Below are 23,698 nucleotides of genomic sequence, written 5' to 3'. Positions count from 1 at the left end.
AGCAGTCTCGGATCTTCAAGGCTGCCCTCGCCGACTAATATGAGGAACCTGCCATTCAGGTTTCTCATATCTCGCCACCGCTGTTTTCAACAACGCTGCTCCGAACTCAATCCGGAGCAGTTCTATGCGTCTCTTCCTCTGCGAGAAACCTTCCCAAGGTCGTGACATCGCCAAGGTTCTCGGAGCCAGCCGGCGCAGCAATGGCTGCCTGATCGGACCCGAGACTATCGTCACCTGGTGTTTCGGCCACCTGCTGGAGACAGCACCGCCTGAAGCTTATGGTGAACAATTCAAGAGTTGGTCGCTGGATCATCTACCGATCACTCCCGCGCAGTGGCAGGTCGAGGTCAAACCCAAGACTGCGGCACAGTTCAAAATCATCAAGCGCCTGCTCAGTGAAGCGACTACCGTCGTCATCGCCACCGACGCCGATCGCGAAGGTGAAATGATTGCCCGCGAATTGCTGGAGCTCTGCAAGTATCGGGGCCCTGTTCAGCGCCTCTGGCTGTCCGCACTCAACGAGACGTCAATTCGCAGGGCACTGTCCGCGCTGAAGTCTGGTCAGGAGACCTTCCCGCTCTACCACTCCGCCCTCGCCCGTAGCCGCGCCGACTGGCTGATCGGCATGAACCTGAGTCGTTTGTTTACCCTTCTTGGTCGGCAGGCGGGCTACGACGGTGTACTGTCGGTTGGGCGCGTCCAGACACCCACTTTACGTCTGGTGGTCGATCGGGATCGTGCGATTGCCAGCTTCGTCTCGGTGCCCTACTGGGAAGTGGAGGTGCACCTGTCCTCCATGGGGCAACCATTTATCGCGTCGTGGTTACCACCCAGCTTAGGACAAGATGAAGCCGGTCGTTGCCTGCATCAGACGCTTGCCCGTCAGGCAGTCCAAACAATTATTGACGGTTGCGCCGCCACAGTTCTCTCATTGCAGACTGAGCATTTCCGCGAAGCGCCGCCCCTTCCCTTCGACCTGAGCACCCTCCAGGAGATCTGCTCGCGCAAGCTGGGACTCGGCGTTCAGGAAACCCTAAACATCGCCCAAGCCCTGTATGAAACCCACAAAGCCACCACCTACCCGCGCAGCGATTGCCGCTATTTGCCAGCAAGTATGTTCGACGAGGTACCCGCGGTATTCGATGCTCTGCTCAAAACGGATCCCGTACTGCGGCACGCACTCGCAAGCCTCGATCGATCATTGCGGTCACGGGCGTGGAACGATGCCAAGGTCACTGCGCACCACGGCATCATCCCCACCACTGAGTCGGCCAACCTTGCGCGGATGTCTGAACTAGAGCGCCAAGTCTACGAACTGATCCGTAGCCACTACCTCGCGCAATTTCTCCCGCACCATGAGTTTGATCGGACCCAGGTCGAACTGGAGTGTGGCGCAGAGCGATTGACCGCTGTTGGCAAACAGATCCTGGTTCCGGGCTGGAAAGGCTTGCTCTACGAAAACACCGAGGAGGATGAGCCCAATTACAAGTCCCAAGTCTTACCCGTCTTGCAACAGGGTACGCAGTGCGCAGTGGACGACGTCGAACTCAAGTCCATGCGCACCGCCGCCCCCAAACCTCTCACTGAGGGCGATCTGATCAAGGCGATGAAAAATGTGGCCAAGCTGGTCAACGATCCACGCCTGAAACAGAAACTTCGGGACACCACCGGTATCGGTACCGAAGCCACGCGTGCCAGCATCATCAAGGGATTGATTGATCGCGGTTATTTGCTGAAGAAAAAACGCGCCTTAATGGCCTCGGCGGCTGCCCATACCCTGATCGAAGTGGTACCAATAGCGGTTGCAGATCCGGGTATGACCGCGATCTGGGAGCAGGCGCTGGACGAAATCGAAGCGGGACGTCTGACCCTGGATGCATTCGTCGCCAAGCAGGCAAACTGGATTACGCAATTGGTCGAACACTATGGATCGCTCACCTTGTCGATACCGATCAAAGCCGGGCCGACCTGCCCCATGTGCAATGCATCAATGATCAAGCGAAAGGGGAAATCAGGGCCGTTCTGGTCATGCTCCCGCTACCCAGACTGCAAGGGCACTGCCCCGATCAAAAAAGATACGCCTCGCCCATAACGCGCCATTGGAGGTCAACATAAGCATTGGGGTCAATGTAGTGGTCAGTGCATCATCAACGGTGACTGATCCCTCTCTAAGTCGATTAAGGGTTGTCCGATTTCACGGGCCAGGGCGATGCCTGTCGAAATCCATATCTGCCCCAGTTCGTTGAACGCTTTCAGGTGATCAGGATTTTCGTTGAGCCAATGAACAAGGCTGTCGAAGTGTTCGGGGTTCTCCGGGCAATCATGGATCTTGATGAACAGCTCCAGTGTTCGATCCCAGATCTGATCCATGACGTTCTCGCTCTTCTCTTCCATGCTCAACCGTTCCTCAGTTTGGCCCTTTCAGACCGCTCATTCTCACTGACCACCTCGGACTCTGATTCCTGGAGGAATAGAAGCCACGTCGCCTTACACAGCGATTTCAGCCAATATAACAACCCTATAAGTCGATACTCAACCGATAAGGATGTTCATGTCAACGGGTCTTTGCTCAACCATTCGGGTTGAACTGGAGAACTCATCACTTGGCACATAAACATCCAACCCAAGCCCAAATCGGGCGCATGATCGCGAAGCACCGCAGCGAGCGTAATCTGACTCAGGAAGAGGTGGCTGAACGCTTGGGGATCGGCAGCGAAGCTGTATCGCGTTTAGAGCGAGGTGTGGTGGAGCTTTCCGTGGTCAAGCTGATGCAACTGGCGGATATCTTCGACTGTCGGATGGATGAACTGCTGACGGCGTCGAGCAATCGCCCCAATGACCAGGGCCAGATGATCGCGAGTCTGCTGAACGGTCTGAAAGAAAGCGACCGTGCCTTTATCTTGTCAACCGTCGAACAATTAGTCGCTCATCTTGCCAACAAGTGAGTTCATTCACTCGCATCCGATACCGGGGTCTTTGAGGCGGCGCACTCTGCCTTGACGTCGTCCCACCCTCTCTGCTGTAGTGCCTAAGGATCATCGCCAACCGCGACCCAAGACCGATTCGCTCCGGGCAGCTCGGTCAGACTCTTAGAGTTCGGAGCCTTCTCCTCTGCGGGATTTCGTTCCCGTTTTGTGCTCGACCTGATCGTCGTGGCGGATGACCACTGTTGCCTCTACAAGGCAACAGCGGTCATCCGCCTCGGCGATCGTATTCAGTCCCGGAGCCCACCGGGGAAACACTGGGCACCCTTTGTGCGCGGATGCGTGCCAACAGGTTCCGACCCAGGCCACGACAAGGGTCGGTTGGCGAATCATGGCGCAGTTAAACCAGGTTTTGCGAGAAGCTTGTCGACTGCGTAGGACCGCCAAAGGTGGCTTTTCTCTTCCTCGCCTGGCACCCCGCCAGGCCAGCTCTTCACTTTCTTCAGTCCAGTGACTACCACTATATTCCAGGCATAAAAAATCGGGTTGCAGCGTCTTGACGCTCCCCTGTGACAAGCTTATACAAAGGGCGTGGTTCGCTGTCGTTGACAGCCCAGCCCAGGTAGCTTGAACCTACAAGGCTACGCCACGTTCGTGGTGGTTTACCCAAGTGCGATCAGCGTTCGGAAGCTCGCGCGGTTACCGCTTCAGCGGTGATGAATGCCCACTACCCCCTGCCAGCGGATCACCACCGCGGACGTTTCTCTGCTGCACCGCTATTCCCCCAGACGCATCGTTCTGATCGTCATCGGCTTGCCGGTGGCGAGTCGTTCATTGCTCACCTTACCCACCCTGACGGGGGCTCACTTCCCCGTCAGGGATTGTGCGCCGCCGTTTTCCCTAGAAACAGGAGAACCACCATGGCCCATGCCAACCAATCCCAAGAAGCGACCACTTACTTCAACCTCCACACCGTCGGTATCGGCTACCTCAACCGTGTCCGTGAAGTACAAGTCCGTCGCGGTCAGCCATTCATGGCCTGCGATATCGCAGCCCTGCACGGTGCCACCGATGCGGTGGAGTACACCCGCTTCGACTGCAAAGTCGCTGGGGGCGAAGCTGAACGCTTGATTCGTCTCTATATGGACGCCGTCAAAGCCGAGAAAAAGGTCTTGCTGTCGTTCCGTATCGGCGACCTGTGGATCGATCCGTTTCTCTACGAGAAAGGCGATAAACAAGGCCAACCGGGCGCCAGCCTGAAAGGTCGTTTGCTGTTTATTGACTGGATCAAGGTCAACGGCACGTTCGCATACAAAGCGCCCGCCAGGCAGGAAGCAACAGCACCTGCTGAGCAAGCGCCAAACAGTGAGCAATCCCCACCATCGGCTGATGCCGAAGCTGAGGAGACCGAAAACCCAACAGAGGCTCGGGTCAAACCTGAATCTCCACCCACTCCCCTCACGGCCCGCCGTGATGCCACCCGTACTGTTCAGTCCGCCTGAACAGTCCACGATGTTTCTCATCAAGGCGCTCCGTCGAGCGCCTTTTCTTCTATACACACGGGGGAACCCCCATGGAATCCTTCTGGCTTTGCGACGACTGCCTGTTCGCTGCGGCTTACGAGGACTACAGCACGCTATCGCTCTACTATACGACGAATGAAATCGAGAAACGCATCGCCGCGATGCAACATGGGTTAGTTCGGCTGATGCCCTTCAGCGCCGACTTCGATCCCGACGCCGGCTGGGGAATAAAAGCCTTTTCCTCGTTGCCCTGCGACAGCTGTGGTGCACACCTACACGGTCAACGCCACCGGTTTACTCGGCTGTAAATAGCACACCACCTGTTAACGCCCGCGACTCCACATCCACCTCGGGGATACCACTCCCCTCGGGCGTGTACCCCTGATTGTTCCCTTCGGAGGTACCGCCATGAACACCCAACTCACATTGATTGAGACCTCGGATTTCGAGGCTGTTCGCATTATCCAAGAAAACCAGCTGATCGACGAAGCGCTGCATATTCTGGATCGTCGGCTGTTCGCCCGCGGCCCTATCCTGACGTCGCCTGACACTGTGGCCTCATACCTAAAACTGCACCTTGCGCAACAAGAGCATGAAGTCTTCGGTGTGATCTTTCTCGATGCCAGGCACCGGGTGCTGGCATTCGAAGTCCTCTTTCACGGCAGCATTGATGGCGCCAGCGTTTACCCCAGACAGGTCGTTAAACGCTCATTGGCGCATAACGCTGCGGCCGCCATTTTTGTTCACAACCACCCCTCAGGGTGTACGGAACCCAGCCAGGCAGATCGCGTCTTGACTGCACGGCTGAAGGAGGCCTTGGCCTTGATCGAAGTGCGTGTACTGGATCACTTCATCGTGGGTGAAGGTCGTCCTCTCTCCCTTGCCGAACATGGCTGGCTTTAACCCTCACAGGCGTCTTCGGGCGCCTTTTCATTCTGGAGAGCCCTCATGAACCTCACACACCAGGCCCCAGCCCTACTGGTGGCCTCAAATCCATTTGCTCGCGGTTACGACAACCTGCATATCGAACGGCTGCTACTGATCACCTACGAAAACGACTGCCCCCCTGCTTTCGACCCGTGCACGACTCACAGGCCCATCTGCCCGACGATGAACTGCAACTGTTCCCCTGCCTGTTAAATGACGATTTCGCCTTGATCAGCGAAGGTCAATCCATTCCTGAAGAGTTGGATGAACGCTGCCAGTCCACCGGACTGGTGCGCCAAGTGATCTACGCCGTGATGGGCGAGATGTTCAACGAGCAGCATCACGTCGGCGATCTGTACTCCCTGGAAGAAGCCCAAGCCATGGTCCATCGCTTGCGCTTCGAAACGGGACACTACAGTCGAGCCTGGGAGATCAGTACCGCACACCTTCCTGAAGAAGCGATGTTCTATCTGGAAGGGTGGGTAAGTCACTCCGCTCCGAGGCAAATCGGTCTTTTGTTCGAACTTTTCGCGTTGCCGGATTGCTGCGGCATCGGTTGCAAGTTGATCGGCACACCATGGACGGACGAGAACTTGCTGAACATTGAGGACAAACGTTATTCAAGCTTGAGACAAAAGCAATTTGACGCCGGCACACCGGAAGCCCTAGTCACGGTGTTATACCTGGCGGCATTGGCGGATGTGCGATTGTTGATCTTCGACCCCAACGCCACCGTCTTGGATGGACTCGCCATTTTTGATGAGTAACAACGCGTTCTGCTTTAACACGACCCGCTTTGAATCAACTTTCTCACTGAATCGCTCCTTCACCTCATGTCAGGTTCTGCACTGAGTCTGACATGAGGTTTTTTCCATGGAGCGTTTTTTCACCCCTGTCTGCCTACTGGGTTTGTTGAGCGCCTGCACCGCGCAAATTCCCACCCCATTGCCGCCCCATCCAGAAATCGGCAGCGGCTCCAATCAGGCCCCGCACTCGAGGGGTACAGCCGAAGAAAGCCATCCGGCGGAACTTCGCTATGGCCGCTACACGCTGGTCAGCACCGAGCCCACCACGGAACAACGCAATCTTCTTGCCCAAATCATTGACGTGAGCATCCCGTCCAGCCTGAGTCCTTCGGTGCAGGATGCGTTGCAGTACGTATTGCGACGCTCGGGCTATTCGCTCTGCCCCGCTACTGCGTCGGTGAGGGTGCTCTTTACTCGGCCCCTGCCCGCGGCTCATTTCCGGCTCGGCCCGCTCTCTTTGCGCAACGCGCTACAAGTGCTAGCTGGGCCCGCCTGGCAACTCACGACCGATGAAGTCAGCCGTTCGGTCTGCTTCGAACAGCAGAAAACGGAGGCTGGCGTCGTGCGGGCCACACCAAGCTCATCCCATCAGGCGGAGGCACATCCATGAAAGCCTCGACGTTTCAAACCCTCATTATTGGATTGCTTTGCCTGGCGGCCTCCGGGCTGAGTGGTGGATTGTATAACCAGTATCAGCGCGTGGCGGAACTACAGAGCACGAACACGCAATACCGACAAACCCTGGATACCCTGCAACGTGATTCAAGCGCCCTCAAGGACACCCAGGAGAAGCTGCAGTACGCGCTGAAAGACCTGAAACAGATGGTCGATACCGGCGAGCAACAGGCCAATACCCTCGATCCGATGTTGGATCAGTGGGCGCAAGAGATACAGGAACTGCGCGATGGCCTCGCAGCCCGCGCCACCTTGGCAGACCTGACAGCGCTGCGCGCACGCCTTGAGCACGTCGAGCAGCAGCTCCTGGACCTCAAGGCTCAGCCTTCCCCCCCACCGTCGACGCCTTCCGCAACCAAACCGAAAAAGACCGCTCGCCCCAAACCTGCCCGACTGTCGCCACCGTTCTCGGTGTTGAGTGTCGAGTCCCGTGGTGGTGAGCATTTTCTGGCGGTCGCACCTCATGACAGTCGCTCTCTCACGGATGTCCGGCTGCTGCATAGCGGTGAGCAACTGGGGGCTTGGCACCTAAAAGTACTGGAACCGAACTCAGCCGTCTTCGCGGTGGCCACTCAGCCAGACCAGACCGTGCAAGTCCCTTGAGAAGCGATCATGAACAAAGCGTCACTACTCCCCGTCGCCTGCCTGGTTTCGCTACTGACCACAGGTGCTGCGATGGGTAACCCCGTCACGACACAGTCACGGTTCCAGGACACACAATCCGCTCCGCTGGGACGCTCTGACTCTGTACAGGCGGCGAGCTGGGGTCTGACGGAGCAGGAGTGGACGCGCTTCGAACAGATCCAAGCCGGCCCGCGCGGTTTCTGGAGCCCGAACCTCGATCCGTTGACCGCACTCGGGGTCGAGGCCCAGACCGAGCAAGAGCGCCAGCGCTATGCCGAATTACAGGTAGCGCTGGAAGCCAAACGCGCCGAGCGCGAGTTGGCCTACCAAAATGCTTACACCGCGGCCTGGGCCAAGCTGTTTCCCGGGCTGCTGCCGATCCAGCGCATGGCATCCCCGTCCCCTGCCAGCTCAGCGGTCATGCCGCGTCAAGCCTTGTTTGTGGAGGACCACTGCCCAGCGTGCACCGCCGAAGCGCAGCGTCTGCAAAGCAGTGACATGGCGTTCGATATCTACCTGGTGGGCAGCCAAGGCGAGGATGAACGCGTCCGTAACTGGGCTCGGCAAGCAGACGTCGATCCGGCCAAGGTCCAACGCCAGCAGATCACCCTGAACCATGACCGTGGTCGCTGGTTCAGCCTGGGAGCCCCGGGGCCATTGCCTGCCACATTTCAAGAGGTGAATGGACAATGGCAACGCCTCGACTGAGTGGTATTGCGATCCTGCTGATGGTGCTCGCCGTCCAGGCTGACGAACTTCCGCCTCCGGCCTACCAATTGGCGGCGCATGACGCCGACATTCCTTCTACGGTGCTATTCGCGATCGCCCTGCAGGAGAGTGGTATCCACGTCCGTGGTCGACTGTTGCCCTGGCCCTGGACACTGAACATCGCTGGAACACCCTACCGCTTCGCCACTCGCCACGCCGCCTGTCACGCTTTGCTTCAGGCCCTCGCCCGACATGACGCCAAGCGGGTCGATGCCGGACTCGGCCAAATAAACCTGGGTTACCACGGACAACGTTATTCCACCCCCTGCGAAGCCCTTGATCCCTACCGAAATCTGGCCGTGACCGCCGCGCTGTTGCAGGAGCATCACGCCGCCACCGGTGATTGGGTGTCAGCTGCCGGACGCTATCACCGCCCGGCAGGAGGAGCGCCGGCCGCACGTTACCGCGCAGGTTTTTCCCGGCAACTCGAACGACTGCTGATTGCCTTCAAACAGGACACACCACCATGAAGCGAATGCCCCTTACCTGCTACTTCATCCTGCTATTGGCACCTTTCGCCCAGCCGGAGCTGACCGTAGCCGGGGATCAGCCTAGCGACTTCAGTCGACCCCATTTTCAGGTTGCCAGGCCGCTAATAAACAACAAGATCCAGCCTGATCGGGCCATGCATGCGGACCTGTCCACGTTTGCCGATGAAGCTTGGATACTACCCGTCCGCAGTTCTCGCTTGAGCCCCGGCCAAATCACGTCTCGCGCCCTGAACATGCCAGGCTTACGGCCATTTTTCCTGGTGGGTGAGGATCCCCAGTCGCTGGCTTGGTTGCGTCAACGCGCGACTGAACTGCAGGAAATGGGTGCGGCCGGCCTCGCCGTCGAAGTGGCCGACACCGAAGCGTTGGACCGAATTCGAGCAGCGGCTCCCGGCATCACCATCCTGCCGGTCAACGGTAACGACATCGCCACTCGCCTGCAGATCGAGCATTACCCCGTCTTGATCACTGCCACCTCACTGGAACAGTGAGTCCAGGTCATGGCCGAGCATGCGATGGAGTCCAAGCTCCGGCCAGCAGTGGAGCTGTACACCGTAGCGATCTGCATCACCGCCGCGGTGTTGTGCGTGTACTCGCCCTGGGCTGTGGCCCTCTCACCCGAGATTGGGCGGGCTGCGGCGCTGGCCTATACCCTGTTCGGCCTTATCCGCCTGCGACAAGCCTGGGATGTGCTGCGCTATCGGCGCAATATCCGCCGACTGCCCCGCTACGAACTGACCAGTCGGCAGATTCCGGTCAGCCGTAAGCGTTTGTTTATGGGGCGCGGCTTTCGCTGGACCCGCCTGCACACCCAGCGCTTGGTCGAGGCCCAGGATCCGGCAGTCGCCCAATATGTCGACCAACCGACCAGCTATCGCCTAGCCCGAGAACTCGAACGACGCCTGGAATATGCACCGTTTCCGCTCTCGATATTGGCCCTAGTCACGGCTTGGGACAGTGCCTTCAATCCGTTGCGCCCTTTGCCCCCAGTCGGTGGCTCGTCACTTCTGCACGGGGTTGAGCCCGACGAAACGGAAGTCAGTCTGCCGCTGGGCGAACGGGTCGGACACACACTGGTGCTGGGCACTACCCGCGTCGGCAAGACGCGGCTCGCCGAGGTGTACATCACCCAGGACATTCACCGCGTCGAGCATGAGGTGGTGATCGTCTTCGATCCGAAGGGTGATGCCGACCTGCTCAAACGCATGTACGTCGAAGCTATACGCGCCGGGAGGGAGAAGGAGTTTTATGTCTTCCATCTGGGCTGGCCAGAAATCTCGGCCCGCTACAATGCCGTCGGACGTTTCGGTCGTATCTCGGAAGTGGCGTCACGCATCGCCGGACAGCTTAGCGGCGAAGGTAACTCTGCGGCCTTCCGTGAGTTCGCGTGGCGCTTCGTCAACATCGTTGCCCGCGCATTGATCGAGTTGGGCCGGCGTCCGGACTACCTGCAAATCCAACGGCATGTGGTCAACATCGACGCACTGTTCATCGAGTACGCCCAGCAGTTTTTCGCCAAGACCGACCCGAAGGCGTGGGAGGTGATCGTTCAGCTTGAAGGCAAGCTCACCGAGAAGAACATCCCCCGGCATATGATCGGGCGCGAAAAGCGTGTTGTGGCCATCGAGCAGTACCTGGCGGTGAAGCGGGTATTTGATCCGGTACTGGACGGACTGCGTTCGGCGGTGCGTTACGACCGTACCTATTTCGACAAGATTGTCGCCTCGCTGCTACCTCTGCTGGAAAAACTCACCACCGGCAAGACCGCCCAGTTACTGGCTCCAAACTACACCGATTTAGATGACCCGCGGCCAATCTTCGACTGGATGCAGATCATCCGAAAACGCGGCATCGTCTACGTCGGTCTGGATGCACTGACCGACGCCGAGGTGGCCGCCGCGGTGGGCAACTCCATGTTCGCCGACTTGGTCTCGGTCGCCGGACACATCTACAAACACGGCATCGACCATGGCCTGCCCCAATCGGGTAACAACAGTGACAAGTTGCCGATCAACCTCCACGCCGATGAGTTCAACGAGTTGATGGGTGATGAATTCATCCCGCTGATCAACAAGGGTGGCGGCGCCGGTATCCAGGTAACCGCCTACACCCAGACCCTCAGCGATATCGAAGCACGTATCGGCAACCGCGCCAAAGCTGGCCAGGTGATTGGCAACTTCAACACCCTGCAGATGCTGCGGGTGCGCGAAACCGCCACCGCTGAACTGCTCACCCAGCAGTTACCCAAGGTTAACGTGCTGACCAAGACCCTGGTGTCGGGTGCGACTGACACCTCCGATCCGGAGGCCAACACGGACTTCACCTCGTCCTCACAGGACCGTGTCAGCAGCACCAGTGTGCCGTTGATCGAGCCTGCTCACATCGTCAGTTTGCCCAAGGGACAAATGTTTTCCTTCCAGGCCGGTGGGCAGCTCTGGAAGGTTCGCATGCCTTTGCCAAGACCCTCCAACGACGATGCCATGCCCAAGGACCTGCAGGAGCTCACTCAGCGGATGCGGGCCGCCTACAATGAGCAGGCGGGACAATGGTGGAGCGCCAGCGGTGGCGGCCCAACCACCAACTTCGATCTGGATCAGGTGGGGTAGCCCGGACCCGCCACAGGTTTCGATTCAGCAGAAAACGATCCAAAAGGCGTCGCGACGACACCAACACTGCAAAGCGCAATGGAGTGAACGATGGCGAGTTCCGTCCGACACACGCAGCCACAACCGATCCAGCGTCCGGGATTGATCATCTCGGCGATTGGCTTAGTTTTACGCATCTTCGGTTTGCTGATCGCCTCATTGCTGTTTTCGATACTCATCGAGTTCGCCGGCTTGCTGCTGTTCTGGGGCGATCAGGGTTGGCGGCACAGCCAAGCCATGTTCGCGAACGAACTAGGCTGGCTGAGTGAGCACTTCAAATCTTCTCTCATCCTCCAACAACCTGGACAGACGATTGTTCAATGGCTGGATTCTCTCAATCAATGGCTATTGATTAAGACTGGCTTTGCGGATTTTGCCCGGCAGGCGCGGATGTCGAGCCAGGGCAACGGCTTCTGGGGCTGGATCAACCAGCCCTACGTGAGCATTGAGGATTTCGTAGTGGCCGCAGTGTATGTGACCTTTACCTTCGTGGTGCGCCTGACGATTCTAGTCCTGGCTACACCACTATTTTTGTTGGCCACGCTTACCGGTTTTGTTGATGGTTTGATGCGCCGCGACCTGCGCAAGTTTGGAGCCGGGCGAGAAAGCAGTTTTGTCTATCACCGCGCTAAACGAGCAGTGCTACCGCTGCTGATCGTGCCCTGGATCATTTACCTGTCATTGCCCTTTTCGCTCAATCCCATGGCCATTTTTTTGCCTTGCGCAGTGATGCTCGGAGCAACGACAGCTATCACCGCGGCGACGTTTAAAAAATACATTTAATAAAATGTAACGCTGACGTGTTAAACCATTCCGGTGAATTTGGCCAAAATCGCGACGACATAACCGCCAATAATAGACAAACCAACAATACCCAATGGCCGCTGCCACCAATCACCGCTAGGGGACGGCGGCATAGACTGCTGATAAAAATTGATCTGCCCGATCTGATTTGCGTTGACTTCGGTGGCTGCTCTATTTTGCATCGAGTTGCGCCACTGAGCTTCCTCAAGACGTTCGAGTTGAACCTGAACACGTCTCTTGAGTTGGCTAGCGGAAAGGAAAATTTGCTTTCCAATAATCATCACACCCAGCAAACCGAAAAACAGCAAATTTCCATAGCTGAGCGGGTTTTCCTGGCTGAGGGTAGGCGCGTGCTCCCATACAAAACCGATGTAGGGTGATGTGGTCTGGTAAACATCGGCTACTAAATTTTGCACAACCCCTCCCAAATGCCCAAAAATTTTTGTGCTCGCGAGAATCTCTGCTTGATGGTGCAGAAAAATCAACGATGAAACCAAATAAAATAGAGCCCCGAAGACCATCAAGGAGAAGCCCACGGCCTGTCGAATACGGTACCGCCGAATTGCTTGTTGGATGTTCACTCTCTGCAATCACTCTTCGTTAACTGATTTCGTCCGCGCTTATCTGCGCCCCGCTAACAATGTTGTTAGCGGAATCAAACGTTAACGGCTACTAATCGTTTTTCATGAGTAACCAATGCTGTACTCGCGGTCCAATCGTGTCATTTTTCCGCGTTTCGTAGCTCTCGACACGGTGTTCGAACTCGCTACACGATCAAAGACTGTATCGAAATAAAATGACGCAGCGTGTTTCGTGTTTCTTACTGCTGAGTCCTGGACGTTAGTTGAATGCTGGCCCCATCTCCAAATGGGCTATCCACATGCCGACTACATTTTTCCGAGTCTGCTCACTGTTCATATTGATGACGTTCCATAGCGGCGGCTATGCCGCATCTGCTCATGAGCGCGAACAGCTCAGCCTAGTTCAGCAGCAGCTCGACACTATTGAGCGCCTTGCGGCGCGAGCTAAGGTAGCCAGGACCTCTGAACCAAACGAACGCTATCGCTTCGACTATCCCCGCCTGTCTCAGGACATCCAACGCATTCGCCAAGGAGTGCAGAACTATCTGTCGCCCTCCCGTGCTCAACCTCACGATCCTGGTGAGCTGGTGGGCGATTACCGCCTCGGCACCCCGTCCGTGGAACCGTCGCCATGAGCATGACTGATGCCCAGATCGCCGCGTTCCAAAACGCTTCTGGCTTCTCACAGCAGAGCAGCTCGACGCTCTGGCTGTCTCTGGTTCTCGTTCTGGCTTTGCTTTGGTGTGCCTGGGTGATGTGGACGGCATACCGGGGATGGGCAACAGGCAGTGTGCGCTTCGGCGCGTTTGGCGGCAGCGCCGCGCGCGTCCTGCTCACCTTGCTGGTTCTGATGTTCTTCACCCTGCCCTAACACCGGAGATCACCATCATGCTCAAGTACCTTGTCCCCCTAAAAAACAACCTGCGTGATCGCGCCAGTCAGCGCCTGATCGGTCTGTTGTTGGTGCTCGGTCCAAGCCTTGCTTTTGCCGAACTCCCCACCATGGAGGCACCTTCACGCGGTGAGGGTTCCGGGTTGATCGAAACGATTAAAAACTACGCTTACGACGGCGGCATCCTGCTCGGTCTGCTGATCGCCCTACTCGCTTTTTTAGGGGTGGCCTGGCATTCGCTGACCGTCTATGCCGACGTACAGAACCAGCGCAAGACCTGGAAGGATCTCGGCGCCGTGGTCGGTATCGGTGCCCTGTTGGTGGTGATCATCATCTGGTTCCTGACCAAGGCTGCCGCGATTCTGTGAGGTCGATATGAACGACACTATCGAACGCCTTGTCGACGGCACCTTGGTCTTTCTGCCGGAGCGACTCAATCGTGATCCCGCCGTACTGCGCGGGTTGACCAATGATGAGATGTGGATGGCCCTCGGTGCCGGCGCAATCATTGGCCTACTGCTGGGCGTTCCTCTAGCGATCGCCACCGCCTCCATTGCCGTGGCACCGACCAGCATGATCGCAAGTATGGCGCTGGTGTTATTTGCCGGTGGTACGCTTTTACGTCGGGCCAAACGGGCTCGCCCCGAGACCTGGTTTTACCGCAAACTCGAATGGATACTCGCCAGCCGTTGGCGCCTGGGGCGCGGAAGTTTGATCCTACACTCCGGCGCCTGGACGATTCGCCGTTCGCGTCGACTGCGCCCTGCCCTGTCCCGGTGGCAACCATGAGTCGTTTTCGGAACAAGGTGGATGCCCAACAGGCACATATCTTCAGCCTGCGTCTAGCGGTAACGATCCTCGCCCTGGTCTGTGCCGGTCTCTGGTATGGCTGGCGCTCGGCACCGACCGATCTGACCGTGCATGTCCCCCCCGATCTGCGCTCGGGCAGCACTCGTAAGTGGTGGGATATTCCCTCAGAGAATGTGTATGCCTTTGCCCTGTACATCTTTGGTCAGCTCAACCGCTGGCCCTCGGATGGCGAGCAGGACTACCGCCGCGCCATCTATGGCTTGCAGCCCTACCTGACACCCGCCTGCAAGGCCTTCCTCGATGGCGACTACGAGTACCGCAAGGCCGCCGGCGAACTGCGCCATCGGGTGCGTGGCGTCTACGAAATTCTGGGCCGAGGTTACAGCGAAGATCCGGAACTCAGGGTCAAACAACTCGATCGCGACAGCTGGCTGGTCAGGCTCGACCTCAATGCCGATGAGTATTACGCCGCCGAACCGGTGAAGCGGGTGGTGGTGCGTTATCCATTGCGCGTGGTGCGGTTTGATCTTGATCCCGAACGCAATAAGTGGGGGCTGGCCCTGGATTGTTATCAGGGCACGCCGCAAAAACTCGCCTTGCCTGGAGGCCCGTCATGAAGCGGATTTTTGTTATCGGGACAGCCGTTGCGTTGACACTCTTCGGGATTCTGGCTCAGGCCGTCGAGTTGATACACTGGGAACGCCTACCCCTCACGGTCCCACTGGTGATCGGTCAGGAACGAGTGATCTTTGTCGATGAGGATGTTCGAGTCGGTGTGCCCTCAACCCTGACGGGCAAGCTGCGCGTGCAATCAACCGGCGGCACGCTGTATCTGCGCGCATCGGAAGCCATTGCACCGACCCGACTGCAACTGCAATCGGGCGCGACCGGCGAGATCATCCTCCTGGATATCGCAGCCACGCCTGGTGATCAACCGCTGGAGCCCGTGCGTATCCTCAAGAATGCTCAGGTGCAAGCTACCGAGGCTGAATCTAGCACCGTCCCTGCTCCAGAACGTATACCGATCCCGGTCGCTTTGACGCGCTACGCCGCGCAAAGCCTGTACGCGTCTCTGCGCACCGTGGAGTCCCTGCCCGGTGTACGCCGCATCCCGCTCAAGCTGCGCACCGAACTGCCAACCCTGCTGCCGACCGAAAACGTGTCAAGCAGACCGATCGCCGCCTGGCGACTCGGTAATTACTGGGTGACGGCGGTGAAGTTGCGCAATCGTGGTTCAGAGACTCTGCAACTCGACCCGCGTCGGCTTCAGGCCAAGCTGTTTGCCGCGGCCTTCCAGCATGCTTTCCTCGGGCGTGTCGGCAGCGCTGAAGACACCACGATTGCCTACCTCATCACCCGCGGTGCTGGCCTCGAACAAGCCATGATGCTCCCGCCCGTTGCGCGAGGTCCTGGCGATGAAGGCTAATGCATTGCTCAAATGGCTGGTACCGACTGCGCTGCTGGCCGTGGTGGTGATCATCCTGAAAACCTGGGTAGCGGGTGGCAGCACGCCCTCTCCAGAGCACCCAGTTGATCAGGGCAATATTCAGTTATCCACCCAGCAAGCCCAGGCGCTCGGCATTGCCGGCGATACCCCACGCGACACGGTCGCCACCCTGGTCGGGCAGGTGAAGGCCATGCGCAGCGACATGCTCAGTTTGAAGAAACACAACGAGTCGCTGCAGACGGAGAACAACCGCCTGCGCGAGCGCGAAAACAGCGTCGATTCGCGTATCCAGACGGCGCTTGGAAGCGTGACCCAGCAGGTCGACGAAGGCCGCCGCCAAGCCAACGAGGCCCGACTCAAAGCGGAACAAGACAGTCGTCAGGCCCATGGGCTGCTGACAAAGTTGCAGGATCAGTTGTCCGGACTGACCGGCAAGGGTCAGGATCTGCCGGTCGGACTGGGGCTTCAGCCAGGCGATGGCGCTCAGTTCGAGGGAGGCCATCCTGCCGGTGACACGATGCAGTGGATTGAACCCTCGGATACTCTGCCCACCGACACCCGAGAAAAAACCAAGACCTCCTCCGCACTCAGTCTGCCTACCGCCTTCAACTCATTGGAGGGTTTGAAAGATAACGCTATTGATCGCAGCCAGAAACAGCTACGAGCAGTCAGCAAGGGTGAGCGTGACCTGACGCGATCCGCTGATCGTACCGAAGGCGCGAAGCCGGTCTACACCATTCCCGAAAACGCCACACTGATGGGCTCGGTCGCGATGACCGCGCTGATCGGCCGAGTACCGGTGGACGGCACGGTGAATGATCCCTACCCCTTCAAGGTGCTGGTCGGCCCCGAGAACCTGACTGCCAACGGTATCGAGCTACCGGACGTCGCGGGGGCCGTGATGAGCGGCACAGCCTCCGGTGACTGGACCCTGTCTTGTGTACGCGGACAGGTCGAGTCGATCACCTTTGTGTTTACCGATGGCACCATCCGCACGGTGCCTCAGCCGAAGGCGGTCGCCAGCCGCAATGCCTCCACCACCCAGAGCTCAAACACCGGCAAGATCCGTGGTGGACTCGGTTACCTGTCCGATCCGTATGGCATTCCTTGCATTGCCGGCGAGCGCCGCTCGAACGCCCAGCAGTACCTCAGCAGCCAGAGCCTGATCACTGCGGCCGGCGCGGGTGTCGGTGCCTTGCTCGGGAACCAGCAAAACAACAGCAGCTTGATCAGTTCGGGCGGCAGTGCGTTCGGGGTCACCAGCAGCAGTGGCAATAGCGCACTGAATTCAATTCTCAGTGGTGGGGTCAGCGACATCCGCGAGTGGGTCAACAAACTGTATGGCGAAGCCTTCGCCGCTGTTTACGTGCCGCCCGCAGCACAGGTCGCTCTGCACCTCGACCATGAGATCACCATCGACTACGAGCCCAAGGGCCGGAGCGTTCGCCATGAAAAAGACCATGCTTCTTTGCCTGACCTGGATTAGCGCGCTCTGCTGGGTCCTGACGGGGTGTTCCACCGACAAAGACACGCTTTTGCCCCATGGCGAGCAAACCATGCTGGACATCTGGAACGGTGCCGGTTCGCAAGGCACTCAGCAGCAACTGCTGGATGCTCGGCAGCAGTTACGCCGTCCGCTGGCCCAGGCGAATTTCTCCGCCGCTCTCCAGGAACCATACACTCGCACAGCGGCGAACGAGATCCGTAACCTGTTCCCTCGCTTGCCCAATCCCGATCTAGTGCTGTACGTGTATCCGCATCTGAGCGGCACCGAGCAGGCACCGGTCCCGGGTTACTCGACCGTCTTTCCGTTCTACCAACGGGTGCAGTACGCATTGCCGGGCGAACGTCAGGAAGACTTGTAGTGCGTACCGGCGATTTGGGCAACCACACTGCCGCGTGGAAAGCCTGGCGCAATCCATTGCGCCCGCGCGCCACCTTGGCCGATGAAGCCGCACTGTATGCGCGCAACCCCAGCTTCACCGATCACCTGCCGTGGGTCGAGTACCTCGACACCAAGCAGTGTTTTCTGCTCGATGACAATCGCTCGGTGGGTGCGGTGTTCGAGTTGCTGTCCATCAGCACTGAAGGGCGCGAACCCGATTGGTTGATGGCGGCCCGCGATGCCCTTGAGGATGCCCTGCAGGATAGCTTTGACGAGCTGGATCAAGCGCCTTGGGTGGCGCAGTTTTTCTGCCAGGACGACAACGACTTCACCCCCTACCTGACCCGGCTCACCGATTATATTCAGGACAGCGCGCGAGGCACGGTCTTCACCGAGACGTATTTGGAACTCAGCCGCCGTCATCTGAAGGCCATCGCCAAGCCGGGAGGTCTGTTCGAGGACAAGGCCGTCACGCGCCTGCCCTGGCGTGGCAACAACCGACGGGTGCGTCTGGTGGTCTATCGCTGGCTTGAGTCTGACGGCGAGGAGACAGGACTCACCCCGGCGCAATCCCTGCATCAGGCTTGCGAACGGGTCGCGGCTTCGTTGCAGGCGTGCGGGGTGCAATCGACGCGAGTCGATGGCCGCGGTCTGTATGCCTGGCTGCTGCCCTGGTTCAATCCAGCCCCCAGGCTCACCGATGAAGCGCCCGAGGAGTTCTACCAACTCGCAGCCTATCCGGAGTCAGGTGATGGCGAGTCGCTGGAACTGCCCTTCGATCATGACTTTGCCGAACGGCTGTTCTTCAACGAACCGCGTTCGGATGTAGAGCACGGACTCTGGTTTTTCGACCATCAGCCCCATCGGGTCATGGTGGTGGACAAGCTGCGCCGGCCGCCGTTGATTGGTCAACTCACCGGAGAAACCCGTAAGGGCGACGCAGTGAACGCGTTATTCGACCAGTTACCCGAAGGTACGGTGATGAGCCTGACCCTGGTGGTCAAACCACAGGATGTACTCGAGGACCAGTTAAACCGCCTGGCGCGCAAAGCCATCGGTGAAAATCTGGCCTCGACCCAGACCCGTCAAGATGTTGAAGAGGCCCGCGCGATCATCGGTCGTCAGCACAAGCTGTACCGGGGAGCGCTGGCGTTCTACGTGCGCGGTCGTGATGAACAGCAGTTGCACCAGCGTTCGGTCAGCCTTGCTAATGCACTGTTAGGTGCGGGTCTGCAGCCCGTACGGGAAGGCGATGAAGTCGCCGCCTGCAATAGCTACCTGCGGTGGTTGCCGATGGTTTACAACCCGGCCCGCGACACGCACAACTGGTACACCCGCCTGATGTTTGCCCAGCACCTGGCGAATCTGGTTCCGGTCTGGGGTCGCAGCACGGGCACCGGCCACCCGGGCATCACCCTGTTTAACCGTGGCGGCTCGGCGTTGAGTTTTGATCCGTTGTCACGCCTGGACCGGGCCATGAATGGTCATCTGTTGTTGTTTGGCCCCACCGGCGCCGGCAAATCGGCGACCCTGGTCACCTTACTGATGCAGGTCATGGCCGTGTACCGCCCTCGCCTATTTATCGTCGAGGCCGGCAACTCATTCGGGTTGCAGGGCGACTACTTCGCGACACAAGGCCTGTCGGTCAACAAGGTCCAATTGAAACCTGGCGCCTCGGTCAGTCTCGCCCCGTTCGCCGATGCCTGGCGCCTGGTCGAGCAACCGGATCAAGTGGCGAGTCTGTCGATCGATGAGTGGGACGAGGATGCGGTAGCCAGTCGCGAGGACCAGCGCGATGTTCTCGGTGAACTGGAAATCACCGCCCGGCTGATGATCACTGGCGGCGAGGCCAAGGAAGAAGCCCGCCTGAGCCGGGCCGATCGCAGTCTGATCCGCGAGTGCATCCTCGATGCGGCACAGACCTGTGTCGCGGCGGGTCGCCAGGTCCTGACCCGCGACGTGCGCGACGCCTTGCTGCGCGTCGCCGCTGACACGCACTTGCCGGAGAAACGCCGCGAGCGTGCCCAGGAAATGGGTGAGTCCATCGACCTGTTTTGCCAGGGTTTCGAGGGCGAACTGTTCGATCGCGAGGGTACGCCTTGGCCCGAGAGCGATGTGACCATTGTCGATCTCGCCACTTACGCTCGCGAAGGCTACGAGGCCCAGATGTCCATCAGCTACATCAGCCTGATGAACACCGTGAACAACCTCGCCGAGCGCGACCAATATCTGGGGAGGCCGATCATCATGGTCACCGACGAGGGCCATATCATCACCAAAAACCCACTGCTGGCGCCATTCGTGGTCAAGGGGACGAAGATGTGGCGCAAGCTTGGTGCTTGGTTCTGGCTCGCCACGCAAAACCTTGCCGATTTTCCCACGGCTGCGCAGACCATGCTCAACATGATCGAATGGTGGATTTGTTTGAACATGCCGCCCGCGGAAATCGAAGAGATCGCACGGTTCAAGAAACTCACGCCGGCGCAGAAAGCCTTGTTGCTCTCCGCCAGTAAGGAGCCGGGGAAGTACACTGAGGGGGTCGTGCTGTCGAAGAAGCTCGAGACACTGTTTCGAGCCGTGCCACCCAGCCTTTACCTCGCCCTGGCCATGACCGAGCCCGAGGAAAAAGCCGAGCGTTGGACGCTGATGCAGGAGAACGGCTGCTCAGAACTCGAAGCGGCGTATAGGGTAGCTGAACGGATCGATAGAGCGCGAGAAATAGAACCCGCATAGGGGAATCTATTGAGGCTCTCGCTCTAAAGCGAGTGACCGGTTATTGCGGTACGCCCCGGAGCCGCTGCTGAATCCTCAACAGGAATCCGGCTTCGAAGGCATCCTGGCAGTCACCGACAGGAAAGGTCTTGCGGGTTTGCGCCAGCGCCCACCACAGGGGAACCTCGCCGGGCGTATCAAGCCAAGCCTGAGCACATTGCACGCCACGTTCGATCATCGAGGCAAACTCGTTGCCCCAAGGTGTCAGAAGACTTGGGCAACCATCCACCGCAGGAATTGAAATGTAGTTTTCGTCCATACACACCCTAGATTTCTGAATTATTGTTAGACAAGGAGTACAGCTTCGAAAAGCTTAACGAAGCCAAATGAACGCTCGATAACAGGCATGAGCATCAAATGGCCTAGATCAATGCCAATGTAGACTATATCCCGTGGATTGAGAGTCCCTCAAGGCGCAATTTGCGCGCATGACTCAAGACTACGAACAGCTTCGTCTGCAGCTGGCGGAAAACATCCGCTTGATGCGACGCGTGAAAAACCTTACCCAAGAGCAGCTGGCGCTCATGGCCGAGGTGGATCGCACCTACGTCAGTCAAATCGAACGATGCACGGGCAACCCGTCGCTATTGGTCCTGTGCAAGCTCGCCAATATTTTCGAAATTACCGCAGATCAGTTACTTGTGGAACCCGATATCCTGCGCAGCGCCCTTCACGTCAAATAATAGTCTCACATTTCACAAACCCGATAGATCCGCCTTCATAATCTCCACTGACAGTCTTCAATCCCTAACCGAACCTGACCAGGCCATACACCAAGAGCCTGGATCATGCCTGCTGCCTGCTCGTCAATCCCACCCACAAAGCTAAGGCCCTTGGCGCTGAGCCTCCTGCTGGCGTGCGGCCCTAGCATGGCGCTGGACACCGGCAGCATCACGTCTTCTGTGTTGTCGCCGAATTGCCTTGCATACAGGGTCGTCGGTATTTGTTTCTGGCTCCTGTGCACACCCTTAGGCTGCAAGGTCAAAACCTCGACCAAGGTACGCCATTTCATTCCTGAACTCGTGGTCTCGAGCTACGCCACCACCGGCAATAATCCCTGGACCGAGATGACCACCCTTTCCTCTCCCATCAGCGGTGCGGAAGGTGGCGGCAACCTGATCACCCCGAACACCCACCGCGACAACCTACCCCGCTTCAAGAACGTCGATGGCATCGGCCATCCCGGTGGCTGGGTCGCAACGCAACTGGCTTCGCAATCCGGCTATGCCTGCGCCAGCGGTGCAACGGCATTCATGCCCTACTACTTGAGCACCCTGGACTCACTGGCCTGGCGCCATGGCATCCCGGAAAGTCTTTACCCCGAGTCGCTCATGCCGGGGATCCGTGAAATCGGACGTCAGGCTTCGGGAAACATGTGGGGCAACGTCTATCCCCGGCAGGGCTTTCTGGTACAGCCCGACGACTTCAAGGCCGCCGCAGTCATGGCGCAACGGGCCGGCGATGTGACTACCAGCAACTGGCAACCGCATGTGTATGTACCGCTCACGCCCGCCAAACGCGACGGCTACTGGCCGCCTGGCCCGATCGTTGAAAACGACGCTTCAACCCACAAATGGCAATTGCTCTACCCTCAGGTTCAGCCCACGTGCGCCATCTTCCCCAGTGATCCGGTACAGAGCTCGGATGGCGGCTACGCCTGGTCGTTGTGGCGTCCCTACAGCTGCTGCAAGCGCGAGGGGCAGACCTTTCTGTTCAGCATCGACTTCGAAGGCGGTGCTTCATGAGTCGGCTTCTCGGACGACCATGGTTGGGCGTGACGAGTCTGTTGCTCTGCGGGCTGCTCACCATGGCCACGCATGCCGACGCCGCCGAAGGTGACTACCGCCTGGGCACTCAAGGCGAAGTACTCGACGACCGAGTGATGTACACCATTGGTGGCGGCTCGGCGGTCGGCTCACCGAGTTCGCTCTACCGACCCAGTGGTCTTGGTGTCGGCGGGTCATGGCGAGCGAACATGATGTGCGGAAACATGAGCCTCACCAACACCCTGCAAAACCAACTGAATGGCGTGACCGAAGGTTTCCAGCAGATCATGGGCAGCATCGTGCAGAACGCGACCCAAGCGGTAATGTCGCTGCCGGCGTTAATCATCCAGCGTGCCAATCCTGGCCTCTATGAGTTGCTGAGTAACGGGGTGATGCAAGGTCGTATCGACTTCGACCGCTCCAAGCTGACCTGCCAAGCCATGGCCGAAAAGATGGCGGACAAGGTCGGTCAGGCCGGCTGGGGCTCGCTGGCCAAGAACCAAGAAATGCAGGGCAATCTGGAGCAAACCGGCGGCGATGCGGTGGCCGCGGTGAAAAACACCGAGGCCCATAACGGCAACAATGGGGTGTCCTGGGTCGGCGGCTCAAAGGCCGGAGGTAATGGGCAGACGCCCATTCGGGTGACCTCCGACGTAGTGCGCGCGGGCTACAACTTGCTGCATAACCGGACGGTGGATGACAGTGCGTCAATCAGTAGCAGCGACTGTTTGGGTGGGGCCATTTGCCAGACCTGGGCTTCGCCCCAGGAGGAGTCCGAATGGGCCGTTCGCGTGCTGGGTGAGAGCGAAGTCGCGACTTGCGACACCTGCGAAACCCTGCGTGCGACCGCTGGCAGCGGATTGACGCCGCTGATCCAGGAGGCCTACAGCGAACGTCTAAAGGCCCTGCAAGGGCTGCTGTCCGGCTCACTGTCGCCTACCCCCGACAACCTGGCTAAAGCCTCCAGCCCAATGCTGCCGGTGACCCGTGCTGTGATCGAAGCCTTGCGCGACGATCCCGACCAGGATCTGTTGGCACGGCGCCTGGCCAGTGAGACGGCCTTGTCCAGCGTACTCGACAAGGCACTGCTGCTACTGCGCACCCTGCTGGCGGGTAGTCACGAGCCGAACATCGCCGCCGTCGAGCCGGCCCAAACCGCCTTGACGAAAAATATCGACGCCCTGGAGCGCGAAATCCGCCTGCTGCAGACGGAACTGCAGGTCCGGCAGATGCTCGCCACCAATACCGCCAGCCTGGTACTCGACCGGCATGCCGGTGGCGCCGATGCTTCGCGCACCGTCGAGCAAGGCGACCCTGAGCCCGGTCGACTTAATGATGCTGACGCCAGGCACAAGTGA

28 protein-coding genes and 1 pseudogene are annotated in these 23,698 nt (G+C 58.7%); 25 read left to right on the top strand and 4 right to left on the bottom strand.

Features of this window, described 5'->3' with window-relative positions:
* Positions 1-124: 124 nt before the first annotated feature.
* On the top strand, positions 125-2,092 hold the full coding sequence (locus tag AC07SU_RS10740) for a DNA topoisomerase III (protein ID WP_101270234.1): 1,968 nt from the start codon (positions 125-127) through the stop codon (positions 2,090-2,092).
* A gap of 44 nt (positions 2,093-2,136) precedes the next feature.
* On the opposite strand, the gene AC07SU_RS10735 is transcribed toward AC07SU_RS10740, so the two are convergent.
* Positions 2,137-2,394, bottom strand: a complete 258-nt coding sequence (locus AC07SU_RS10735; RefSeq protein ID WP_101270232.1) for a hypothetical protein — start codon at positions 2,392-2,394, stop codon at positions 2,137-2,139.
* 209 nt (positions 2,395-2,603) lie between these two features.
* On the opposite strand from AC07SU_RS10735, the gene AC07SU_RS10730 reads away from it, so the two are divergent.
* From AC07SU_RS10730 to AC07SU_RS10675, 12 genes and pseudogenes are all read left to right on the top strand, one after another.
* The gene (locus tag AC07SU_RS10730) at positions 2,604-2,945 is read left to right on the top strand and encodes a helix-turn-helix domain-containing protein (RefSeq protein WP_101270231.1); all 342 of its coding nucleotides are present in this window, start codon (positions 2,604-2,606) and stop codon (positions 2,943-2,945) included.
* 899 nt (positions 2,946-3,844) lie between these two features.
* On the top strand, positions 3,845-4,426 hold the full coding sequence (locus tag AC07SU_RS10725) for an STY4534 family ICE replication protein (RefSeq protein WP_101270228.1): 582 nt from the start codon (positions 3,845-3,847) through the stop codon (positions 4,424-4,426).
* A gap of 71 nt (positions 4,427-4,497) precedes the next feature.
* On the top strand, positions 4,498-4,755 hold the full coding sequence (locus AC07SU_RS10720; RefSeq protein WP_101270226.1) for a hypothetical protein: 258 nt from the start codon (positions 4,498-4,500) through the stop codon (positions 4,753-4,755).
* A 100-nt stretch (positions 4,756-4,855) separates the two neighbouring features.
* Entirely contained in the window at positions 4,856-5,350 is a 495-nt protein-coding gene (gene radC / locus AC07SU_RS10715) for a RadC family protein (protein WP_101270224.1), read from the top strand.
* A gap of 45 nt (positions 5,351-5,395) precedes the next feature.
* Positions 5,396-6,141: pseudogene (locus AC07SU_RS10710) on the top strand (DUF5983 family protein).
* 106 nt (positions 6,142-6,247) lie between these two features.
* Positions 6,248-6,790: a PFGI-1 class ICE element type IV pilus protein PilL2 gene (gene pilL2 / locus AC07SU_RS10705; protein ID WP_101270222.1), complete on the top strand. Its 543-nt coding sequence runs from the start codon at positions 6,248-6,250 to the stop codon at positions 6,788-6,790.
* Positions 6,787-7,458, top strand: a complete 672-nt coding sequence (locus AC07SU_RS10700) for a chemotaxis protein (protein WP_101270220.1) — start codon at positions 6,787-6,789, stop codon at positions 7,456-7,458. The genes pilL2 and AC07SU_RS10700 overlap by 4 nt, the downstream gene beginning before the upstream one ends.
* A 9-nt stretch (positions 7,459-7,467) precedes the next feature.
* The gene (locus AC07SU_RS10695; protein WP_101270218.1) at positions 7,468-8,187 is read left to right on the top strand and encodes a TIGR03759 family integrating conjugative element protein; all 720 of its coding nucleotides are present in this window, start codon (positions 7,468-7,470) and stop codon (positions 8,185-8,187) included.
* Positions 8,169-8,717 carry a lysozyme family protein gene (locus tag AC07SU_RS10690; RefSeq protein ID WP_101270216.1) on the top strand — a complete coding sequence of 183 codons (549 nt, stop codon included), beginning with the start codon at positions 8,169-8,171 and terminating at the stop codon, positions 8,715-8,717. The genes AC07SU_RS10695 and AC07SU_RS10690 overlap by 19 nt, the downstream gene beginning before the upstream one ends.
* Positions 8,714-9,229: an integrating conjugative element protein gene (locus AC07SU_RS10685; RefSeq protein ID WP_101270213.1), complete on the top strand. Its 516-nt coding sequence runs from the start codon at positions 8,714-8,716 to the stop codon at positions 9,227-9,229. Before AC07SU_RS10690 ends, AC07SU_RS10685 begins: the two co-directional genes overlap by 4 nt.
* A 9-nt stretch (positions 9,230-9,238) precedes the next feature.
* Positions 9,239-11,344, top strand: a complete 2,106-nt coding sequence (gene traD, locus AC07SU_RS10680) for a type IV conjugative transfer system coupling protein TraD (RefSeq protein WP_101270211.1) — start codon at positions 9,239-9,241, stop codon at positions 11,342-11,344.
* Positions 11,345-11,434: 90 nt separating this feature from the next.
* Positions 11,435-12,166, top strand: a complete 732-nt coding sequence (locus tag AC07SU_RS10675; protein ID WP_101270209.1) for a TIGR03747 family integrating conjugative element membrane protein — start codon at positions 11,435-11,437, stop codon at positions 12,164-12,166.
* Between the two features lie 20 nt (positions 12,167-12,186).
* Here AC07SU_RS10675 and AC07SU_RS10670 read toward each other — a convergent pair whose 3' ends face one another.
* Positions 12,187-12,768 (bottom strand): hypothetical protein, encoded by a 582-nt coding sequence (locus AC07SU_RS10670; RefSeq protein ID WP_101273797.1) that lies wholly within the window; start codon positions 12,766-12,768, stop codon positions 12,187-12,189.
* 299 nt (positions 12,769-13,067) lie between these two features.
* On the opposite strand from AC07SU_RS10670, the gene AC07SU_RS10665 reads away from it, so the two are divergent.
* The 9 genes from AC07SU_RS10665 to AC07SU_RS10625 are packed head-to-tail and all read left to right on the top strand — an operon-like array spanning position 13,068 to position 20,535.
* Positions 13,068-13,403 carry an integrative conjugative element protein, RAQPRD family gene (locus AC07SU_RS10665; RefSeq protein WP_101273796.1) on the top strand — a complete coding sequence of 112 codons (336 nt, stop codon included), beginning with the start codon at positions 13,068-13,070 and terminating at the stop codon, positions 13,401-13,403.
* On the top strand, positions 13,400-13,639 hold the full coding sequence (locus AC07SU_RS10660) for a TIGR03758 family integrating conjugative element protein (protein WP_101270207.1): 240 nt from the start codon (positions 13,400-13,402) through the stop codon (positions 13,637-13,639). Before AC07SU_RS10665 ends, AC07SU_RS10660 begins: the two co-directional genes overlap by 4 nt.
* 17 nt (positions 13,640-13,656) lie before the next feature.
* Entirely contained in the window at positions 13,657-14,028 is a 372-nt protein-coding gene (locus AC07SU_RS10655; protein ID WP_101270206.1) for a TIGR03745 family integrating conjugative element membrane protein, read from the top strand.
* A gap of 7 nt (positions 14,029-14,035) precedes the next feature.
* A complete protein-coding gene (locus tag AC07SU_RS10650; protein ID WP_101270204.1) occupies positions 14,036-14,449 on the top strand; it encodes a TIGR03750 family conjugal transfer protein in 414 nt (137 codons plus the stop codon).
* A complete protein-coding gene (locus AC07SU_RS10645; protein WP_101270202.1) occupies positions 14,446-15,087 on the top strand; it encodes a PFL_4703 family integrating conjugative element protein in 642 nt (213 codons plus the stop codon). The genes AC07SU_RS10650 and AC07SU_RS10645 overlap by 4 nt, the downstream gene beginning before the upstream one ends.
* Complete coding sequence (locus tag AC07SU_RS10640; protein WP_101270200.1) at positions 15,084-15,896, top strand: TIGR03749 family integrating conjugative element protein; 813 nt, start codon at positions 15,084-15,086, stop codon at positions 15,894-15,896. Before AC07SU_RS10645 ends, AC07SU_RS10640 begins: the two co-directional genes overlap by 4 nt.
* Entirely contained in the window at positions 15,886-17,403 is a 1,518-nt protein-coding gene (locus tag AC07SU_RS10635) for a TIGR03752 family integrating conjugative element protein (protein ID WP_101270198.1), read from the top strand. The genes AC07SU_RS10640 and AC07SU_RS10635 overlap by 11 nt, the downstream gene beginning before the upstream one ends.
* Complete coding sequence (locus tag AC07SU_RS10630) at positions 17,366-17,782, top strand: TIGR03751 family conjugal transfer lipoprotein (protein WP_101270194.1); 417 nt, start codon at positions 17,366-17,368, stop codon at positions 17,780-17,782. Before AC07SU_RS10635 ends, AC07SU_RS10630 begins: the two co-directional genes overlap by 38 nt.
* Positions 17,782-20,535 carry a conjugative transfer ATPase gene (locus AC07SU_RS10625; RefSeq protein WP_101270191.1) on the top strand — a complete coding sequence of 918 codons (2,754 nt, stop codon included), beginning with the start codon at positions 17,782-17,784 and terminating at the stop codon, positions 20,533-20,535. Before AC07SU_RS10630 ends, AC07SU_RS10625 begins: the two co-directional genes overlap by 1 nt.
* Positions 20,536-20,575: 40 nt before the next feature.
* On the opposite strand, the gene AC07SU_RS10620 is transcribed toward AC07SU_RS10625, so the two are convergent.
* Positions 20,576-20,833 carry a LasR-specific antiactivator QslA gene (locus AC07SU_RS10620; protein WP_101270189.1) on the bottom strand — a complete coding sequence of 86 codons (258 nt, stop codon included), beginning with the start codon at positions 20,831-20,833 and terminating at the stop codon, positions 20,576-20,578.
* 169 nt (positions 20,834-21,002) lie between these two features.
* Here AC07SU_RS10620 and AC07SU_RS10615 point away from each other — a divergent pair, with 169 nt between their 5' ends.
* Positions 21,003-21,257, top strand: coding sequence for a helix-turn-helix domain-containing protein (locus tag AC07SU_RS10615; protein ID WP_003174132.1), 255 nt, complete (start codon positions 21,003-21,005; stop codon positions 21,255-21,257).
* A gap of 35 nt (positions 21,258-21,292) precedes the next feature.
* On the opposite strand, the gene AC07SU_RS10610 is transcribed toward AC07SU_RS10615, so the two are convergent.
* A complete protein-coding gene (locus AC07SU_RS10610; RefSeq protein ID WP_256581951.1) occupies positions 21,293-21,586 on the bottom strand; it encodes a hypothetical protein in 294 nt (97 codons plus the stop codon).
* On the opposite strand from AC07SU_RS10610, the gene AC07SU_RS10605 reads away from it, so the two are divergent.
* Entirely contained in the window at positions 21,477-22,319 is an 843-nt protein-coding gene (locus AC07SU_RS10605; RefSeq protein WP_494997002.1) for a TIGR03756 family integrating conjugative element protein, read from the top strand. The genes AC07SU_RS10610 and AC07SU_RS10605 overlap by 110 nt on opposite strands.
* A complete protein-coding gene (locus AC07SU_RS10600) occupies positions 22,316-23,698 on the top strand; it encodes an integrating conjugative element protein (RefSeq protein ID WP_101270185.1) in 1,383 nt (460 codons plus the stop codon). The genes AC07SU_RS10605 and AC07SU_RS10600 overlap by 4 nt, the downstream gene beginning before the upstream one ends.

The organism is Pseudomonas sp. GW821-FHT05H12 (assembly GCF_059419385.1).
Note: the sequence above shows the minus strand (reverse complement) of the source record. Positions and strands in the feature narration are given on the sequence as shown.

Excerpts from the sequence above, each read along its gene's own strand:
- AC07SU_RS10630 (WP_101270194.1), top strand. The coding sequence starts at position 17,366 with ATGAAAAAGACCATGCTTCTTTGCCTGACCTGGATTAGCGCGCTCTGC.
- AC07SU_RS10725 (WP_101270228.1), top strand. The coding sequence starts at position 3,845 with ATGGCCCATGCCAACCAATCCCAAGAAGCGACCACTTACTTCAACCTC.
- AC07SU_RS10640 (WP_101270200.1), top strand. The coding sequence starts at position 15,084 with ATGAAGCGGATTTTTGTTATCGGGACAGCCGTTGCGTTGACACTCTTC.
- AC07SU_RS10615 (WP_003174132.1), top strand. The coding sequence starts at position 21,003 with ATGACTCAAGACTACGAACAGCTTCGTCTGCAGCTGGCGGAAAACATC.
- AC07SU_RS10610 (WP_256581951.1), bottom strand. The coding sequence starts at position 21,586 with ATGAAATGGCGTACCTTGGTCGAGGTTTTGACCTTGCAGCCTAAGGGT.
- pilL2 (WP_101270222.1), top strand. The coding sequence starts at position 6,248 with ATGGAGCGTTTTTTCACCCCTGTCTGCCTACTGGGTTTGTTGAGCGCC.
- radC (WP_101270224.1), top strand. The coding sequence starts at position 4,856 with ATGAACACCCAACTCACATTGATTGAGACCTCGGATTTCGAGGCTGTT.
- AC07SU_RS10685 (WP_101270213.1), top strand. The coding sequence starts at position 8,714 with ATGAAGCGAATGCCCCTTACCTGCTACTTCATCCTGCTATTGGCACCT.
- AC07SU_RS10740 (WP_101270234.1), top strand. The coding sequence starts at position 125 with ATGCGTCTCTTCCTCTGCGAGAAACCTTCCCAAGGTCGTGACATCGCC.
- AC07SU_RS10665 (WP_101273796.1), top strand. The coding sequence starts at position 13,068 with ATGCCGACTACATTTTTCCGAGTCTGCTCACTGTTCATATTGATGACG.
- AC07SU_RS10655 (WP_101270206.1), top strand. The coding sequence starts at position 13,657 with ATGCTCAAGTACCTTGTCCCCCTAAAAAACAACCTGCGTGATCGCGCC.
- AC07SU_RS10695 (WP_101270218.1), top strand. The coding sequence starts at position 7,468 with ATGAACAAAGCGTCACTACTCCCCGTCGCCTGCCTGGTTTCGCTACTG.
- AC07SU_RS10700 (WP_101270220.1), top strand. The coding sequence starts at position 6,787 with ATGAAAGCCTCGACGTTTCAAACCCTCATTATTGGATTGCTTTGCCTG.
- AC07SU_RS10720 (WP_101270226.1), top strand. The coding sequence starts at position 4,498 with ATGGAATCCTTCTGGCTTTGCGACGACTGCCTGTTCGCTGCGGCTTAC.
- AC07SU_RS10735 (WP_101270232.1), bottom strand. The coding sequence starts at position 2,394 with ATGGAAGAGAAGAGCGAGAACGTCATGGATCAGATCTGGGATCGAACA.
- AC07SU_RS10620 (WP_101270189.1), bottom strand. The coding sequence starts at position 20,833 with ATGGACGAAAACTACATTTCAATTCCTGCGGTGGATGGTTGCCCAAGT.
- AC07SU_RS10645 (WP_101270202.1), top strand. The coding sequence starts at position 14,446 with ATGAGTCGTTTTCGGAACAAGGTGGATGCCCAACAGGCACATATCTTC.
- AC07SU_RS10675 (WP_101270209.1), top strand. The coding sequence starts at position 11,435 with ATGGCGAGTTCCGTCCGACACACGCAGCCACAACCGATCCAGCGTCCG.
- traD (WP_101270211.1), top strand. The coding sequence starts at position 9,239 with ATGGCCGAGCATGCGATGGAGTCCAAGCTCCGGCCAGCAGTGGAGCTG.
- AC07SU_RS10690 (WP_101270216.1), top strand. The coding sequence starts at position 8,169 with ATGGCAACGCCTCGACTGAGTGGTATTGCGATCCTGCTGATGGTGCTC.
- AC07SU_RS10650 (WP_101270204.1), top strand. The coding sequence starts at position 14,036 with ATGAACGACACTATCGAACGCCTTGTCGACGGCACCTTGGTCTTTCTG.
- AC07SU_RS10600 (WP_101270185.1), top strand. The coding sequence starts at position 22,316 with ATGAGTCGGCTTCTCGGACGACCATGGTTGGGCGTGACGAGTCTGTTG.
- AC07SU_RS10660 (WP_101270207.1), top strand. The coding sequence starts at position 13,400 with ATGAGCATGACTGATGCCCAGATCGCCGCGTTCCAAAACGCTTCTGGC.
- AC07SU_RS10635 (WP_101270198.1), top strand. The coding sequence starts at position 15,886 with ATGAAGGCTAATGCATTGCTCAAATGGCTGGTACCGACTGCGCTGCTG.